General features: G+C 61.7%; 6 protein-coding genes and 1 pseudogene. 1 reads left to right on the forward strand and 6 read right to left on the reverse strand.

Translation table 11 applies throughout. The features are described from left to right. The first annotated feature begins 557 nt into the window (after positions 1-557). Positions 558-11,417 (forward strand): peptidylprolyl isomerase, encoded by a 10,860-nt coding sequence (locus VGN12_21945; GenBank protein HEY4312127.1) that lies wholly within the window; start codon positions 558-560, stop codon positions 11,415-11,417. A gap of 11 nt (positions 11,418-11,428) precedes the next feature. On the opposite strand, the gene VGN12_21950 is transcribed toward VGN12_21945, so the two are convergent. From VGN12_21950 to VGN12_21975, 6 genes and pseudogenes are all read right to left on the reverse strand, one after another. After that, entirely contained in the window at positions 11,429-13,156 is a 1,728-nt protein-coding gene (locus tag VGN12_21950; protein HEY4312128.1) for a BBP7 family outer membrane beta-barrel protein, read from the reverse strand. 476 nt (positions 13,157-13,632) lie between these two features. Then, the gene (locus tag VGN12_21955) at positions 13,633-15,816 is read right to left on the reverse strand and encodes an APC family permease (GenBank protein ID HEY4312129.1); all 2,184 of its coding nucleotides are present in this window, start codon (positions 15,814-15,816) and stop codon (positions 13,633-13,635) included. Positions 15,817-16,172: 356 nt separating this feature from the next. After that, positions 16,173-17,003, reverse strand: coding sequence for a TIGR00266 family protein (locus tag VGN12_21960; protein HEY4312130.1), 831 nt, complete (start codon positions 17,001-17,003; stop codon positions 16,173-16,175). A 27-nt stretch (positions 17,004-17,030) separates the two neighbouring features. After that, positions 17,031-17,177 (reverse strand): annotated as a pseudogene (locus VGN12_21965) (GYF domain-containing protein). A gap of 102 nt (positions 17,178-17,279) precedes the next feature. Further along, positions 17,280-18,143 carry a tetratricopeptide repeat protein gene (locus tag VGN12_21970; protein ID HEY4312131.1) on the reverse strand — a complete coding sequence of 288 codons (864 nt, stop codon included), beginning with the start codon at positions 18,141-18,143 and terminating at the stop codon, positions 17,280-17,282. A 67-nt stretch (positions 18,144-18,210) separates the two neighbouring features. Beyond that, the gene (locus tag VGN12_21975) at positions 18,211-19,146 is read right to left on the reverse strand and encodes an alpha/beta hydrolase (GenBank protein HEY4312132.1); all 936 of its coding nucleotides are present in this window, start codon (positions 19,144-19,146) and stop codon (positions 18,211-18,213) included. Positions 19,147-19,184: the final 38 nt, after the last annotated feature.

Genomic DNA, 19,184 nt, shown 5'->3' on the forward strand with positions numbered 1-19,184 from the left:
CGAATCGCAACATCCTTGCGGGGTGGCGAGTTCCGTCCCCTCGGCTGCCCGATTTTTTCTGGCGTCGAGTCGGGCGAAACGCCTTGCAACCCGGGCAGATTCGACTGAACGGCGGTTTTTTTCGGGCGTTAGTGACTGAACAATAGACGCCCGTGCAACGTCTGGTTAGCATGAATTACTCTTCTCGACACGGAACAGTAATCGCGGTCGTGGCGCCTGGGAACAGGGCGTCCTCGGTCGCGCCACAAGCCGGCGCAACATTTGCTTTTGCAACTTGGCGATGAAGATTCGGCAGTCGCAGGTCGAGAGGATCGGGGTCTACCGGCTACGGCCGGAACGCCTTACCTGGGCAGCTATGCCAGGGCCGAGAGGGTTTTCGGCACTGGCACCGGACAATTGCGTCCGGCCGACCGCTTCCGCAAATGACGCGCGGCTTTATCAAGCGGATTCGTTGGCAGTAGCTCCTTGATTTTTTTTCAGAGGCTTGTAGGGCGGAACGTAGGCACCAATTCGCCGCGTCTGTGCTCCTTCGAGTCGCAACAGAGAGAGGCTAGTTCATGGGTTTCTTCGGCTTTGGCGGTAAACGGGCCAAGAGAAACAAGAAGCGGAGCGCTCCGCGCCGGTTGTCGCTGTCGGTGCGCGGCCTGCACTTCGAGCCTCTCGAGCAACGCCAACTGCTGACCGTCACGGTCAATCCCATCACGGGGCCTGACCCCAACTCGGCGTACAACACGCCGTCGGGCAAGGACCTGTACGTCCCGCTGGTGGGTAGCGATACCGGAAATACGATTACCTACTCGGCCACCAGCAGCAATCCCAACGTGCAGGTGAGCGTGCTGACGGGCAATCCCGAGCTGATTATGAACGTCACCGGGACTGACTCGACCGGCGCAAGCTTTAGCGGCCAGTTGGTCTTCCAGTTGTTCGAGAATCTCGCGCCGCAGACGGTCGCCGCGATCATCGCCAATGTGAACAACGGCGTTTATACGAACTCGTCCTTCTACCGCATGGAGACCTCGAGCTCGTTCCAATTGATTCAGGGCGGCATTAGCGAAGAATCGAACCCGCCCAGCGTGGCGACGGTGCCCAACGAGTACAACGCCAACATCGCATTTAATTCGCCGGGCCTGCTGGCGATGGCGGCCACCAGCGCCCACGTTGCTTCGAGCGAATTCTTCCTTACGGGCCCGACCCAGCCTTTGTCGGCCGAGCCGCAGGCGCTGAATTTCGGTTACACGATCTTCGGGCAGTTGCTCAAAGGGCAGGATATCTACAATAAGATTCTCAACGTTCAGACGCATTCGAGTAGTGGCGTGAACATCGCCAATACTCCGGTCACGATCACTTCGGCCTCGATCGTACAGAACGACACACAAAACGGCGTGCTGCAAATCTCGGAAGCGCCTGGGTTCACTGGCAATGCCACGATCACGGTCACGGGAGCGGGGTCGGACAGTACTTCGGCGCAGCAGACATTTAATGTCAACGTGATCGCGCCGGCGCCGCCGACCCAGGAACCACAGGTCCTGCTGGGAGCCGTCAGCAATCTGACCACGCAAGCCGGCAAGGCGATTACGTTCCAGATCACGGCCAGTGACACTAACGGTGGCACCGCAACCTTCAACATCGGCGACCAGAACCCGTTCGGGCAGGCTCCCTATGCCACGCCGGCGAATGTCACCGTGACGATCGCGCCCGGCACGGGCAACACGGCGACGGTGACGTTAACGCCCAAGGCGGGCTTCACCGGAACGTTGAATCTGGTGGCGCACGCCGACGATTCGAGTAGTGGTCTGCGCGACGCGCAAGATTTTACGTTGACCGTCGCCGGACCGATCACGGTACAGACTGACGGCACCACACAACAGGTCACGGCTGGCAGCTCGTTGGGTGTGACGGGGTTGTCGATCACTGACCCTGGTTTGTCGACGACGAGCAATGTCACGGCGACGTTCGCGGTGGCTCACGGCACGATCAACTTCTCGACAAGCACGACCGCCGGAATTACCAGTTCGCAGGTAACTGGTAATGGCACCGGCAGCGTGACGATCACTGCTCCCTTGGCCGCGATCAACGCCACCTTGGCAGCCACGAGCGGCATTACTTACACGCCGTCTGCCAGCTTTGGTGGATCGGACAGCTTATCGATCACCGCCAGTGATTCGGCTGGCAACACGAATACCAACTCTGTTTCCCTGGCGGTCTTGTCCAGTATTCTGATCAATGTGCCGTCGTCGTCGCTTGCGACCGCGATGGGTGCCGGACTAGCGATTGCGGGACTATCGATCTCGGACCCCGCCCTACCCGCTGCTAACAATGTGGCGTTCACGTTCAAGCCTCAAAGCGGCACGATTACGCTGGCGACAAATATTCCGAACGGCATCACGAGCGCCGAAGTCACGGGTAATGGCACTGGCACTGTCAGTGTCAACGCGACGCAGGCCCAGATCAATGCCACGCTGGCCGACGCCAACGGCGTCACCTACGCGCCGACTTCGTCATTCAGTGGCACGGACACCGTGCAACTGCATGCCTCGGATGGGAGCAATTCGACCGACAACGACTTCACCGTTACCGTCGGACTGTCGATCACGGCTCCGACGACGATCAAGGCACCGTCGGGGACCAATTTCGCGATCACCGGCGTTTCGATCACCGATGCGGCACTCCCCTCGACCGATACGATTACGCTGACGATTGCCGCCACGCACGGCACGATTAAGGTCGGCTCGACGATAACCGGCGGCGTATCTAGCTCGGGCATCACGGGCAATAACACGGCGACTGTCACGATCGCCGGAACCTTGGCGCAGGTCAACGCCACGCTCGCGGGCACCGGTGGCCTGCTCTATCGCTCGGCGAACGACTACGACGGTCCGGATACCATCACGATCACGGCCAACGATCAGTTGACCAGCAGCGGCACCAGCACGGTTGGTGTTAGCGTGATCGGTCCGTTGTCCATTAACGGTCCCACGAATGGCCTGGTGCAGGCCAACACCGTGCAGCATATCACGGGCGTTTCTCTCGACGACACCGGATTGCCGGCAACCGATAACGTCACGCTGACGTTCGCCGTGCAGAACGGAATCATCAATCTCAGCACGGCGGTCACGGCCGGCCTGACCGCGGCCCAGATCACGACGAATGGTACCGGTAGCGTTACCATCATCGCGCCGCTGGCCGCGATCAACGCCACGCTGGCGGATGCCAACGGCCTGACCTACACGCCTCACACCGGCTTCAGCGGTGACGACACGGTTGCAATCACGGCCAGCGACACCGCTGCGAACAGCCCATCAACATCGATTTCGTACGTCGTGATCGGGCCGATCACTCTGACTACGCCGCAGACTCAAACCGCGATAAGCGGTGGCTCGGCGTCCATATCCGGAATTTCGTTAAGCGATCCTGGCCTCTCAAGCCAGTCCGCCGTGACGATGACGTTTAGTGTTGCCCATGGTTCGTTGACTTTTTCGACCGCAGTTTCGTTGGGCTTGGTAGACGGCCAAATTTCGGGCAATGGCACCAGCAGCGTGACCATCACCGCACCCGTGAATGCCATCAACAACACCTTAGCCAATGCGAGCGGGCTGACCTACGTTTCGACTGCGAGCTTCAACGGCTCGGATGCCATCGCCATGACGGTCAGCGATCCGGCGGACAATACGGCCACGGGAAGTGCTTCGATCGCCGTAGGACTGGCGGTCAACGCGCCGGCTTCGCAACTAGGAACGGCGAGCACTGCGCTGGCGCTGACGGGCGTTTCGATCACGGATCCGGCGCTGTCGGCCAGTGGGACTGTCACCGTAAATCTGACGGCGACCAACGGCAATATTTTGCTTTCGACTGCTGTTTCAGGAGGTCTGACGACCAGCCAAGTGACTGGCAACGGTACCGGCACCGTGACGGTCACGGGGACCTTGGCCGCGATCAATGCCACGCTCGCGGCGGCCAACGGCCTGACGTACACGTCGACGGCCGGTGGTGCGGACACGGTCACGTTCGCGGCGTCCGATACGCTCGAGAGTCAGGCCTCGGCCAGCACAGCGGTCACGATTGTCGGCCCACTCTCGATTACCGCCCCCACGTCGCAGACGCTGACGACCGGATCGAGTGTGGCGATCACCGGCGCCACACTTGCCGACCCGTCGTTGCCGACCACCAGCAACGTCACCGTGACGCTCACAACGACGCTGGGGACCGTGGCACTATCCACGTCGATCAGCGGCGGCCTCACCGCCTCGCAGATTACTGGCAACGGCACCGGTAGTGTTACGATCACGGCTCCGCTGGCCGCGATCAACGCCACGCTGGCGGCGGCCAATGGGCTGACCTACGCGGGCACGACTGCTGGAGCCGACACACTCAAGATTCAAGCTCACGACGACGCGGGCAACACGGCAACTCCGACCAACACGCCGCTCTCGGTCTTTGGGCCGGTGACGATCAACGTCCCCTCGACGCCGCCGACGCTCAAGACCAATGGCTCGGTCGCTATCACCTCGATTTCGGTAACCGATCCGGGCCTGTCGTCGACGGACAACGTTACGCTCGTTTTGAATGCTGGCCATGGCACGCTGACGCTCTCGACCAGCATCACCAGTGGACTCACGGCGGGCCAAATCACGGGCAATGGCACCAGCAACGTCACGATCACGGCACCCTTGGCTGCCATTAACGCTACGCTGGCGGCGGCGGCCGGACTGACCTACGCGCCGACCACCGGGTTCAACGGCACCGATACGATTGGTCTGTCGGCCAACGACACGCATAACAACAGCAACACGGCCAGCTTCTCGGCGACGGCGATTGGACCGGTAACAGTGACCGTTCCCTCCGGCACGTCGACGATCGGAAGCTCTGCCAACTCCTCGATCACCGGGATTTCGCTCACCGATAGTTCACTGCCCTCGACGAGCAATGTGACGGTGAACCTTTCGGCCGCTCATGGCACCCTCACGCTATTGACCAATGTCACCGGCGGCCTGACCGCGGCGCAGATTTCGGGCAATGGCACCAGCAACCTGACGATTACCGCTCCGTTGGCGGCGATCAATGCGACGCTAGCCGCGGCGAACGGCCTGGTTTACAAGGCCATCAGCGGATTCGCCGGCTCGGACTCTGTAAGCCTTACGGCTACCGATCCGGTCAGCAACACGAACACGGCGAGTGTGTCGTTGGCCGTCGTGGGGCCGCTGTCGGTTACGATCCCGGCAACGCCGACCGTCAAGCTGAACACGCCGCTGGCGATCACGGGACTATCGGTTGCCGATCCGTCGCTACCGACAACCAGCAACGTTACGCTAACGCTGGCCGTGACACACGGCGTCATCACGCTGTCGACCACGGTCACGAATGGTTTGACCAGCAGTCAGATTACGGGCAATGGCACGGCCAGTGTCACGATCACCGGACCCTTGGCCGCGATCGTCGCTACGCTCGCTGCTGCGACCGGGCTGACCTACACCCCAACGACTGGCTTCAGCGGTTCGGACGCGCTGAGCATTTCGGGTAGCGATCCGTTCTCGAACACCGCCACGCAGAGTCTCACGTTGACTGTGTTGGGGGCAAGCAATTCAAGTATTTCGGGCATGGTCTACCTGGATGGCAATCTCAACGGTCAGCTCGATGCGAGCGAGTCCGGGCTGGGCGGCGTCATTCTGATCCTGCAGGGGACGGACTCGCAGAACAACGCGATTGGACCTCTGGCTATAAAGACCGCCAGCAACGGATCGTTCCAATTCAATTCGTTGCCGGCTGGCACTTACACCCTGACGAAGATCGCGCCTGCTGACCTGGTCGATGGCGCCGCCACGGTGGGCAGCCTGTCGGGAACGCTGCAGGGCAAAGACGTGATCTCCTCGATCACGATCGCCGCCGGCGCGGCGGGTACGGGCTACAACTTTGCCGAGGACGCGCTCGATCCTCACTTCGTCACGCTCGACATGTTCTTGAATACCTCGCCCACGCCGGTGCAGACGCTGGTGAATTACATTGCCAAGTCCTATGCCGATGCCGGCGTCTCGACCACGGCGCCTGTTGGCATCTCGGGCCAGGTGCCGGCACCGGTTGTCAATGTGGTAACCGCGGCCTTCAATCTGAATCAAGCCGGATCGAAGGTCGTCACGGGGCTGTCGGTGAGCGATTCTGCACTCTCGTCGTCCAGCAGCAATGTAACCGTCACCTTGTCGGTCGCCAGTGGTACGCTCGCCGTTTCGACGACGGTCTCCGGTGGCGTGACCACCTCGCAGGTGACGGGATCGGGCACCACGACGGTTACCATCACGGCTCCGCTATCGGCGATTAATGCCATGCTGGCCGACCCGAACGGTCTGACCTACACACCCACGTCGACCTTCAACGGAAACGATACGCTTGGCGTCACGGTCAATGACTTGGGTAACACGACCACGGGCACGCAGCAAACCGGTAACGCCAGCGTGGCGCTGCATGTCATCGCCGCGCCGGTCATTACTAGTGCCAGCAGTTCGGCCATCGTGCCGACCGGGTCTACATCGAATGTCACTGGGCTGTCGATAGCAGATAGCGCGTTGACCAATGCCAGCGGCAACGTCCAGCTGAACCTGGCCGCCGCGCATGGAACCATTAACTTGTCGACCAGCGTCAGTGGCGGGATCACCGCCGCTCAGATCACGAACAATGGCACGGCGAACGTCACGATCAACGCGCCGCTCGCCGCGATTAATGCCACGTTGGCGGCGACCGCGGGTGTGACCTTCACGCCGACCAGCGGATTCACCGGCACTGACACGTTGGGCATCACCCTCAGTGACCTGGCCAATACGGCGTCCGGCGTCGCGCAGACCACGACCAAAACTGTGCCGGTGTCGATCGTCGGTCCGCTCGCGATTACCGCACCTTCGGGCACGCAGTCGGCAGCGAGTGGTAGCGCCGTTATCACCGGTGTCTCGATCGCCGATCCAGCGCTTCCCTCGACCAGCAATGTCACGTTGACCTTGACGGCCTCGAATGGCACCGTCGCTCTTTCGACGGCCATCAGTGGCGGTATTACGTCCACGCAAGTAACCGGTAATGGCACCGCCAGCGTGACGATCACGGCCCCCTTGGCCGCGATCAATGCCACGCTAGCCGGTGCGAGTGGTTTGACTTACACGGCCAACAGCGGCTTTACCGGAACCGACACGCTGGGTCTGTCGAGCACCGACGTGGCGGGCAATCACGGCACGGCGACGGTCACGGTTTCGGCAACTGCCAAGCTGTCGATTGCCGCTCCGAGCACCTCGCAGTCGGTGGGGATCAACACGCCCAAGGTGATAACTGGTGTCACGATCGCGGACCCGGCGCTCACTTCGACCGGCACTGTCACGCTGACCTTGACCGCTACCCACGGAACGGTCGCCCTGTCGACCTCGGTCACGGGCGGCGTCACGACGTCTCAGGTCACGAACAACAGCTCGGGCAGCGTAACCGTCACGGCTTCCTTGGCTGCGATCAACGCCACGCTAGCCGACGCGGCCGGCCTGACCTATACGCCCACCAGTGGTTTTGTGGGCGGGGACACGTTGGCCCTCTCGGCCAGCGATACTTTGAGCACGAGCGCCACGGCGAGCGTCTCGATCACCGTCGCTGGTCCGCTGTCGAGCACGCTGGGGACCAATGCCCAGTCGGTCGCCGTCAACAGCCCTCTGGTGCTCTCAGGCATTGCCTACGCCGATCCGTCGCTGCCCACAACCAGCAATGTGACGGTTGTGGTTTCAGCCGCGCATGGCACCGTCACATTGTCAACGACGGTCACGAATGGTCTGACCACCTCGCAGATTACCGGCAACGGCACCGGCAGCGTTACGATCACGGCTCCTTTGGCCGCGATCAGTGCCACGCTGACTGCCGCGAACGGGGCGACGTATACACCCACCAGCGGATTTGCCGGCACAGATACGGTGGCATTTGCCGCCAACGATACGTTTGGAAACACGAATACGGCCAGCATCACGGTCACGGTCGCGGGTCCGCTCGCGATTACTGCCCCCAGCGATACGCAATCCGTCGCGGTCAACGGCAGCAAGGTTGTGAGTGGCGTCCTGCTGGCGGATCCTTCTTTCCCGGCAACGGGAAATGTCACGGTGAATTTGACCGCGACCCACGGCACGGTGACGCTGTCCACCGCTGTGACCGGTGGTATCACGACCGCGCAAGTTACCGGTAACGGTACGGGCGCTGTGACGATTATCGCCCCCTTGGCCGCGATCAATGCCACGCTGGCTGATGCGGCTGGTCTGACCTACGCCCCGACGAGCGGCTACAGCGGCGCCGATTCGATCGGCCTAACGGCTACGGATTCGCTGTCGAACACTAACACCGCGACGATCACGATCAACGTTACCGGGGCGCTGTCGATCGCAGCCCCTTCCGACACGCAGTTGGTGGCCATCAATAGCACTAAGGCTGTGAGTGGCATCGTGGTCTCCGATCCGTCGTTGTCCAGCAGTGGAACGGTCACGCTGGTACTCACTGCGACGAACGGCACCATCTTGTTGTCGACCACTGTCAGCGGCGGCATCACCGCATCGCAAGTCACGGGTACGACCAATGGCACGGGCAGTGTGATAATCACGGCTCCCTTGGCAGCGATCAACACGACGCTCGCCGCTATCAGTGGGCTGACTTATAAGCCGAACACGGGTTACGTCGGTGACGATACCCTGGCCCTGTCCGCTACCGACTCGCTGAGCAACAGCAGCGGCACTACTAACGTCGCGATCCAGGTGGCTGGGCCGCTGTCGATGACGGTGCCGACAGACGAACTCGTGGTACCGCAGGGGGGCAGCCTGGTGGTGAGCGGTATCTCGCTGAGCGATCCATCGCTACCAGCGACCAGCAATGTCACGCTAACACTGAACGTCAACAATGGCACGGTGGCCCTGTCGACCGCAGTGACCGGCGGCCTCACGGCGGATCAAATCAGCAATAATGGGTCCGGCTTTGTGACGGTCACGGCCCCGTTGGCTGCCATTAGTGCGACGCTCGGGGACCCCGCTGGTTTGACTTACACGGCAAATGCGGACTTCACCGGGCCCGATACGCTGGTGCTGACCGGCACGGATCTGTTCGGGAATACGATCAGCAAAAATGTCGCACTCAATGTTGTAGCGCCGCTGTCGATCACGGCCCCGACCGACACGCAATTGCTGGCCATCAACGGCAGCAAGGTCATCAGTGGCGTGTCGCTGACTGATCCGACATTGCCTGCGGCAAGCGATGTCACGCTGACACTGACTGCGACCAATGGCATCGTGAACTTGTCGACGGCGGTAACCAGCGGTCTAACGGCAGGGCAAATAACCGGCAATGGCACAGGCAGCGTGTCGATCACGGCTCCTCTAGCTGCTATCAATGCGACGTTGGCCGACGCAAATGGTCTGACGTACGCCGCCAATCATGGTTTCGCGGGAGCCGACACTCTGGTCTTCACGGCCACGGACTCGTTGTCGCATAACGTGACCACCAATGTGACGTTGGCAATAGCCGGTCCGGTGGCGATCAACGCTCCGAGCAACACGCTGTCGGTCACAACGAACGTCGCCCAGGTGCTAAGTGGCATCTCGCTGGCCGATCCTTCGTTGCCGGCAACGAGCAACGTCACACTGACGCTCGGTGTGACCAACGGCACGATTGCCTTGTCGACGGCGGTCAACGGTGGTCTGACCGCGGCTCAGGTGTCGACTAACGGCACAGGCAGCGTGACGATCACGGCCCCCTTGGCCGCGATCAACGCGACATTGCATGACGCGAATGGCCTGACTTACACGCCAAACACTGAATTTGGCGGAGCCGATGCCCTGTCGCTGACGGCGACGGACGTGGTGGGTAACGCAACAACCGCGAGTGTCGCGATGATTGTCGCGGATCCGCTGGCCATCAAAGTGCCTGTGGATACGCAAACGCTGGCCGCGAATAGCAGCAAGGTAATCAGCGATGTGGTTTTGGGTGATCCGTCGTTGCAGTCGGGCAACGTGACGCTGAAGTTAACCGTGACGAATGGCAAGCTGGATTTGTCGACGACGGTCACGAACGGATTAACGGCTGGTCAGGTGACGGACAACGGCAGCGGCACCGTGACGATCACGGCACCGGTGGCCGCGATCAACGCCACGCTGGCGGACCCGGCCGGCCTGACTTACACGCCGACCACCGGTTATGCCGGACCTGATACATTGGCCCTGAATGGCACGGATGCACTGGCGCACGATGTCACGGTCGACGTCGCCCTGGCAGTTGTCGGGCCGGTTTCTCTCTCGGCGCCAGCGGATACGCTGTCCGCGCCGGCCGTGGGCAGCAAGGGGATTAGCAACATCGTGCTCGGCGACCCGAATTTGCCGGCAACCAGCCCCGTGACGCTGACGTTCGCCACGACCAACGGCACGATTTCCGTCTCGACCGCGGTTAACGGTGGCATTACCGCCGGTCAGATTATCGGCAACGGCACCGGGAACATTACGATCACCGCTCCCTTGGCCGCCATTACGGCCACGCTCGCCGATGCTAACGGCGTGAGCTACACGGCCAACGAAGGCTTCACCGGCTCGGACACCGTAGCCCTCACGGCCGACGATACGATTGGGGTCCAAGCGACTGCGAATGTCTCGGTGGCCGTCTTTGGATCACTGTCGATCCTGGCACCGAGTGATACGCAAGTGCTGACGATCAACGGCAGCAAGGTCATCAGCGGAGTTGTGATCGCCGATCCCGGAATTCCAGCCATGAGCGACGTCACTTTGACCCTGACCGCCACCAGCGGCACGCTGAATTTGTCGACGAGCGTGAGCGGCGGCCTGACGGCCAGCCAAATTACAGGGAATGGCAGCGATAGCGTGACGATCATGGCCCCCTTGGACGCGATCAGTGCCACGCTGGCCGATGCCGCGGGATTGACCTACAAGCCCGTCGATGCCTTCTCGGGCAACGACACGATAGTCCTCAGCGTCGCTGACCTGGCGGGCAACGCTCCTAGCCCGGTCAATGTTGCGACCCTCGTCGCTGGACCGCTGTTTATCGCGACGCCTGCTGCCCAAACCGTGGGTGAGAACAGCAGCCTGGCAATCACGAACATCGTGCTAACCGATCCTTCGCTGCCGGACGCGACGAACGTGACCTTCACGCTGTCCGTTACGAACGGCATCGTGTCATTGTCGACGGGCATCAGCAGCGGGATCACCGCAACCCAAGTGACCGGTAACGGTACGGGCACGGTGACGGTTACGGCGCCCCTGGCCGCGATCAATGCCACGCTGGCCGACGCCGAAGGCCTGACCTACACGCCCAACAGTGGCTATTCAGGTTCGGATTCGCTGGCTCTGTTGGTCAACGACTCGCTGGTCAGCAGCAGCGTCACCAGCAGTGTTGCGATCACCGTCGCCGCGCCGATTTCGTAGTGATCGGTGATTTAGAAGCGGAATTCCAGGCCGGTGCTCAAGCCTTGTACGAGCAGTGATGTCTCGCGAAAGCCGAAGACGGGTCCTGGTGTTCCGCTGAGCGGTCTCCCTTGCGATTGCGAGGGATTGACGTACGGGCTGATTTGCTGACCCGGTCGAGCGACACGACTCCAGTACATGATGTCATAACCAACATTGAGTCGGATCGACGGCGTCAGGACGAAAGTCAACTTCGTTTCCAATTGCGGTACCACGGCAAAGCCAACGTTGCCGTACGTTCCGATGTTGGTCGGCATGGCCAGCAGTCCGCCGGAGCTTGTCACAGGCGTGCTACTGCCTGACGTCGCAACCGATCTGCCAGAGATCGTGACGCGCTCCGAGGTGCCGCCCAAGCCGAGCCGGCCGATGGTCAGCAAGGTCCAGCGGCCGCGGCTGGCTTCCATCGACGCGCCGATGTTGCCGCCATAGAAGCTGTTCGAGGTCTTAAACCCGTCGGTCTGATACAGCGAGGCTCCTCCGGCCGAGACGTTGGTATCAGCGGTCAGATTCTCGTACAGGCCGAGGTAGCGAAAGCCGTACAGCAGGTCGAACCGGCGTTTGAATCCGGCTGGTGAGACGTCGTACGAGAGAGCCCGCATGAAGTGCAAGCCGGCCCCGACGAAATTGCTCGTTTCACGAATGTTGACGCCGCCGGAAAACTCGCCGGGATAGGAGAGTAGCTCGCTGGCGTTGGCGCCGGTCGAGAGGTTAAAGAACGGACGAGCGAGAATCATGCCGCCGTTCGAAGCTTTTTCGTAGCCCGCGGTCTGGCCTCCCAGACCGAAGACTTCAGCTTCGATACGCTCGGTGGGACTGAACCACCAGCCGGCCGCGATGCGTGCTCCGGAGCGGCCGTTATTATTCACGGCTTCGCCGCCGAAAAGGTTTGATGTCGTCGACTGACCCAGCACGCCCGCCAGGGCCGGCGCTGTCGAATTGGGGCTGGTCGTCACGAGCGGCGGCAAGCTGTCGCCGGTCAGCCACCACAACAGGTATTCACCACGAACGTACACGGGACCACGACAGGGATCGCCGCAAGGATCGCAGCAATCGCCGGAGAAATCATCGAACTGGCCGAAGCCGGAGCCATCCTCGAAACCGCCTTCATATCCAAAACTGTCGTCGTAGAAGCTGTCTTGGCCATCCATTACCGGGGCCGGACTGCTGGCGCGCTGCGGCGGGCTTGAGGGGGCCGCGCGTCGGGGCGGAGGCAAGCTATTCGACTGCGATTGGGGCGGCGCCGCGCGGCGCGGCACGGGCTCGTAAGCTGGTTCCTCGGCCGGTGGTGGATTGACGGGCAGATCGAATGGTTGGTCGTCGGCCTGATAAACAACGCGTGAGGCCGTGGGGCGGCTGGCGCGCTGCGAACCGCCAGTCGGTCGCTTGTTGTAGTAGGCGCCGGGCGCATCGGAGTAGCCGGCGCGCTGCACGCCAAAGCGATTATCTCCCGGTGCCGGTCGGGGCTGGGCGGGCTCCCAGGTGCGCGGCGCCGTCCGGGCTGGCGGGCGCTTAGCGCCGGGCTGGCGGGCCGGGCGGGGCGCCGGCGCATACTCATCACCGTAGTCCTCTTCGTAGGCTACCGGTCGTCGCGTGCGGGGCGGAGCTTGTTCGTCTGCATAGGACTGTGCCCATGCCACGCTTGTCGGCGCGAGGGCGCCAGCCAGAAGCATCGCGGCAATAAACCGAAACGTCGCCTTCATAGTTTTAGATTCCTGCACGTCTTGCGCGACTGGCCGTCAGGCGACGCCGTTCGCGACTGGTGATCCGCGCAGGACCCTCCTGGGGCCTGGAGCCTGTAATCTGTTCCGGGAGCCGGTCGTTGTGCTGGCAGTCGCGGTGCGCCCGAATCACCTTTGCGAGCCCAGCGGCCGTAGACCGACTCGACAACCAGCGTGCGTACACGGTGGCTTGCCATGTATGGTCGGCATTTCGCCCCCTACAACCTGAAATTTCTTCGCAATCGGTAGAGTTTCGCACCCGAGATTCAGCCGTAAATTTCGCGAATTGCGCAGTTTGACAGGTCGACGCTCAAGTCTTTGGCCCGTCGCGACGCATTGCGGGCGCAAAAAGGGCCGGAGGTGAGGTGGGCAACGGCGGCGCCGAGTGGATCGTAGGTCAATCGCCAGCGCACCTTGCGGGAGAGCACCAGCCGACGACGATCGTCGTCCCTTTTCGTTCAGCGGACGCGGGTCGGCAGAATGACCATGGGGAGTCCGACCCATTGCAGGCGCCGCTGCAAAGAAAACGCGGTTTGATTGTGCAGCAGCCGGTGGTACCAGGTGTCTTGCTCGAAAAGGAGCTGACCGGCGAAGAAAACGACCTTGGGGTACTGCTTGGCGATTGACAGGCAAAGCTGCTCGAGTTCGTGGACCGGTTCGGTACCGATTGTCATGTAGCTGGTGGCCGGCATGCCCAGGCGGCGGGCCAGGTCCACATACTTGGCCAAGGAGTCTTCAGTGTGCTGACGCAGGTCTTCGAGCGCGGCAGCCCCTTTGAAGTTGCCCGAGTCGACCACCGCCACGGAGATGAAGACCATGTTCTTGAAATGGCCGGGAGCGAATCGCACGGCATTCAACAGCGTGTGTACGCCCAGCCCGCTATAGCCACCCACCAGGATCACAGCCGTCGGCAGTTTCGGATCGACATCTCCGGCGGTGGCATTGGGGGGGGCGGAAAGCTGTCCCAACGTCTCGTCGAGGCGTCGCACCTTGGCGATCACGGTGTCGTAATGGTTGCGCGTCCAAAAGCAAAGGCCGACTAATAGTCCGGTGACCGTGAGGGTGCGCCATCCGCCGACATCGAACTTTTCGTAGATCGTGGCTGATAGAATCGACAAGCACATCACGGCGCCGAACAGGAACAGGGCAATACGGCGACGCCACCAGGGATGCTCGTGGCGCAATTGCCACCAATGTCGGACCATGCCGATCATGGAGAGCGAGAACGTCAGGAACACGTTAATCGAATACATGATCACCAGCGCCGTGACCTCGCCGCCGGTGTATACAAGCGCAACGATCGCCGCGATACCCATCAAGGCGACACCGTTGTGCGTGGCCAGGCGCTCGGAGAGGTTGGCAAACCAGTGCGGCATCCAGGAGTCGTGGGCCATGTTGGCCAGCACGCGCGGACCGTCGATAAAGCCGGCTTGGGCAGCGACAAACAAAAGCAGCGCCTCGGCCAGGATCGTGACCCATACGAATGACGATCCGGAAACTCCCACCCCCAGCCCGACGTCGGCGACGAAACGTTCGGCGAGAATCTGGTTCATGGTGCGGTCTTCGCTATGCCGCACTCCCAGTAGCAGGTAAGCGATCATTAACCCACCGGCCGTGATGGCCAGCGAAAAGGCCATATAGCTCATGGTCCGCTTGGCAGTTGCGACGCGCGGCTCGCGCATGACGGGCATGCTGTTCGAGACAGCCTCGATGCCGGTATAGGTACCGGCGCCCATCGTATAGGCTCGCAAGAGCAAGGCGAGCATGCCCATGAGGCCTAAGCCTCCGTCGAGGTTCACCCGCACCTCGTCGGCCACCTCATTAACCACGGCCAGGCCATCGCTCATGTGCAGCCCGAGGCTGCCAAAAATCAGCAAGGCGTGCGTGATGAGGAATACGATGAAGATGGGGAGCAGGAATTTAACCGATTCCTTGATGCCGCGCAGATTCAAGACGATCAGCAATACGATCGCGGCGAGCTCGACTTCGAGTTTCCAGCTATGAAACCGGTTGAAGGGCGAGATGCCGAACAGCGCGTCCCCGGCCGCGGCAATCGACACCGTGACCGTGAGCACATAGTCGACCAATAGTGCGCAGCCCGAAACAACTCCCACGCGCGGACCGAGCAGCTTCGAGGCCACCAGGTAGCCGCCGCCGCCGCTAGGAAATTCCTCGATGATGTGCCGATAGCAGGCCGAGATGACGAAGACCGTGAGGATCGTCATCATCGACAGGAAGATGGCCAGGAAGGCGTGCTCTTTGAGCGTCGCAAATGCCTCGGGCGGGCCGTAACAGGAACTGGATAATCCGTCGGCGCCCAGTCCGACCCAGGCCAGGAACGCCACGAGCGAGACGTGCTGGAATACCGATTGATCGGCCAGATCACGCGGTTTGCCAACCAGCAGCGTCTTGACCTTTTCGGGTATCTTGTGGACGGCCGACTCGGCCGGCGCCCCGATCGTGGTGACGATGGGACCTTCGGGCTCGCCGGCACCTTCGGCTGGCGGGCCGGCCTCTTCGGCGGCGAGAGCCTCGGCGGCAAGTTTCTTCACGTCACCGTTGGCTTCGGCGGATTGGCCCGATGACGAGTTGGCAGCCGTGTCAGAGGCGGCCGCTGGATTGTCACGCGAACTATCGTTCATTTCTTATTTGCGGCGCGCGTTGAGCCCTTGCGGTCGCGCCGACCTGAATCCACGAAAGAAGCATTTCGAACCGATGCACGCCCGAGAACTCTTTGCGCCTGCCGTCGCAAAGCACTCAGGGGCCCGTCGGCGAGTTGGACTCGCGGCAACGGGGAAGATCGATCGATTGCTACATGGCAAGATGCCCTGTGGGGGATACTACCTCGCGACGCCGCGAGGCGATTGACGCGGTGGGCCTCTGAACTGTCCGTAATCGGGGCGGGCATCGATCGCTGAATTCTAGCTCCGGCCCTATTTGCCTGCAATGCACGGGCCGGGGTGGTGACTGTAAGTGCAAGACAGTGGCAAGTTGGGCCTCAGCGGTTGTCCCCATCCAGCATTCTTCCCAGGCCACCCAGCACCGAACCTTCGTCCCGGCCGCCGCCGCGTTCGGGCGCCGCCGCCAGGATTCGCCCCGCCAAACGTGAGAAGGGGAGCGATTGCAGCCAGATGTCGCCGGGGCCTGTGAGTGTAACAAAGAACAGCCCTTCGCCGCCGAAGAGCGTGTTTTTGACCCCGCCGATGAATTGAATGTCGTAATCGACGCTGGGCGCCAGCGCCACCAGGCAGCCCGTATCAACCCGTAGCTGTTCTCCGGCGCCCAATGTGCGGCGCATCAAGGTGCCGCCGGCATGCACCATCGCGATACCGTCCCCTAAGAGACGCTGCATGATGAAGCCTTCTCCGCCGAACAGCCCGACGCCAAAGCGTTTTTGGAAGGCGATGTTGATTTGAACGCCGCGCGCCGCGCAGATGAAGGATTCCTTCTGGCAGATCAACTCACCGCCGAGCTGATCGAGGTGCAGCGGCAGAATCTTCCCGGGATAGGGCGCGGCAAATGCCACGTGTTCGCGCTGGCTGGCGCCGTTGGAGAAGGTCGTGATGAACAGAGATTCGCCGGTCAAAGCGCGTTTGCCCGCGGTAACAACCTTGGACCAGAAGCCCCCTTGGTTCGAAGGATCGCCGAAGAGCGTTTCCATTTGAATGCCGGCGGTCATGTACATCATGGCCCCCGGCTCGGCGATGACCGTCTCGCCTGGGTCGAGTGTGACCTCGACGTACTGCATCTCCTGGCCGAAGATTTCGTAATCGATTTCGTCCGAGCGGCGGTGTACGGGAGGCGCCGGCGGCGCTCCGGCGCCGCACAGCGCATCAACAATGGCGGGAATATGACTCGCCTCAAGCCAACCAGTTGTCGAGGGGCTGTAAACGAGCGTCTCGGCGCCACCAACAGTGGGTAACTTGCGAACCAGTTCGTCGAGCGACATAGGACCTACGGACTTGCCATCCTGGGCGTAATACCAGCCTGAGTCGCCGGCCATCGGAAGAACTCCTGCCAAAAGATTTCGCAATCAATAAGATCGAGTGATACGTCTCGCCGCGCGACGGTTCTCGACCACCGGGTTTTATTTGCCGCTGCACGATTAATATAGTGCGGCCGACAGCTTGCGACGGTACTGGCCGGTAATCGGATCGTCCGGTCCCAGGGCGTGGAAGACGTCGACCATGAATTGACGGGCCGCTTCTCCTTGCCCTTTGCGATCGGATTGCAAGGCGGCCAGCGCGTGGTCCAGCGCCGTGACATATTCGCCGTCCCCGGCCAGGGCATAGGCGAGCTTTAACTGCAGGGCCGCGTCGCGCGGCGCCGCGTCGGCTGCCGCTTTTAATTCGGCAGCGTTGCCCGCTAAGCGGGCGGCCTGACGCAGGCGGCAACGGGCTTTGATCTGTTCTCCTTCGGATTCAAGGAAGCCCTCCTTTTCCAAGCGTTCGATCTCGGCTTCGGCTTCGTCGAACCGATCCTGCCGTTCGAGGACTCGCGCCAAAGCGGTGCGCAGTAATCGATCCTGCGGAGCCAACTCCAGGGCCGTGCGGAGCTTCGCCTCGGCCGCTGCCGGATCATCAGTTTCGAGCGACTCGGCCTCGGCGAGCAGACGTTCGGTCTCGGTCGGTTCGAGCTTGGCCAGCCAGGCGCGTAAATCGGGCTCGGGCAATACACCGATGAATTGATTCACCATCCGCCCGCGCCGCACGGCAAAGACCGCCGGGATTGACGACACGCGCATCTCGCCGGCAATACCCGGCGCTTGGTCGACGTTGATCTTCGCCAGCAGGAATATGCCGGACGATTCCTCGGCCAGTTTCTCCAGCAGCGGTCCGAGTTGCCGGCACGGGCCGCACCAGGGAGCCCAAAAATCGATGACCACGGGCCGCTCGTGCGACCGCTCGAGAACGTCGCGATCAAACGTGGCATCCGTGACGTCCAGGATCCAGGGTGAAGTCGTGTCCATCAATGGTTCCGCCAATTCTTATAACGAGGCACGCCTGCCGAAACCGCGTTGCGTCCCGGTCCACGCTCTAGTCTTTTTTCTTCAGGATGCCGCGCTCTTCCAGCCAGGTCGCCAGGCACTCGGGCCAGGTCGACAGAACTGGATGATTGCGAGCCAATCCCACGCCGTGCGGGCCTTCCTGGTAGATATGTAGCTCCCCGGGAACATTCGCTTTTCGCATGGCCTCATAGAACTGGATGCTGTTCTCTGGCGGCACCGGTTTGTCGGCGGCCGTGTGAAACAGAAACGTGGGGGGCGTGCGGGAGGTGACCTGCGTCTGATTACAGAGGCTAGCCACGAGGTCGGGCGCGGGATTTTTTCCTAACAGGTTGTCGCGCGATCCACCGTGCGCGAATTCGCCCGTCAAGGTGATGACCGGATAGGCCAGAATCGCGAAATCGGGGCGGCTGCTGACGCGATCGATCGGATCGGGGGCGTCGGCCTTACCGTCGTCGAAATGCGTGGCGGCCGTCGATGCCAGATGACCGCCAGCCGAGAAGCCCATAATGCCGATTCGCGTCGGGTCGATGCCGAACTCCTTGGCCCGGGCTCGCACGATGCGGATGGCGCGCTGCGCGTCCGAGATTTGCGACGGATGGTGATAGCGCGGGGCCAACCGATAGCGGAGCACGAACGCCGTGACACCGTATTCGTTGAACCAGTCGGCGACTTCGTGCCCCTCGTAGGTCATGGCCAGGTGCTGATAGCCACCGCCGGGGCAAATGATTACGGCGCCGCCTCCCGCTTTGTCCGCCGGCGGCTGATGCAGCCAAATGCATGGATTGTCGGTATCTTCCTTACCGACGGCGCCGGGAGCGCCTTCCGGCCAGAGAAGAATCTGCGGCGGCTCCGCAGCGCAGGCTTGCGAAGAGATCATGGCGAACGTGGTTGTCAGGAGCAGATTTCTCAGCAGCCGATACGTCATCGTTGACTCCGCCAAAGTTTCAATGGTGTGCTTTTCCATCTCGGAAATCGTTTTGCCGGTCGAGAGGCGGATCTGCT

The organism is Pirellulales bacterium (assembly GCA_036499395.1).
In the GTDB taxonomy this organism is placed as follows: Bacteria; Planctomycetota; Planctomycetia; order Pirellulales; family JACPPG01; genus JACPPG01.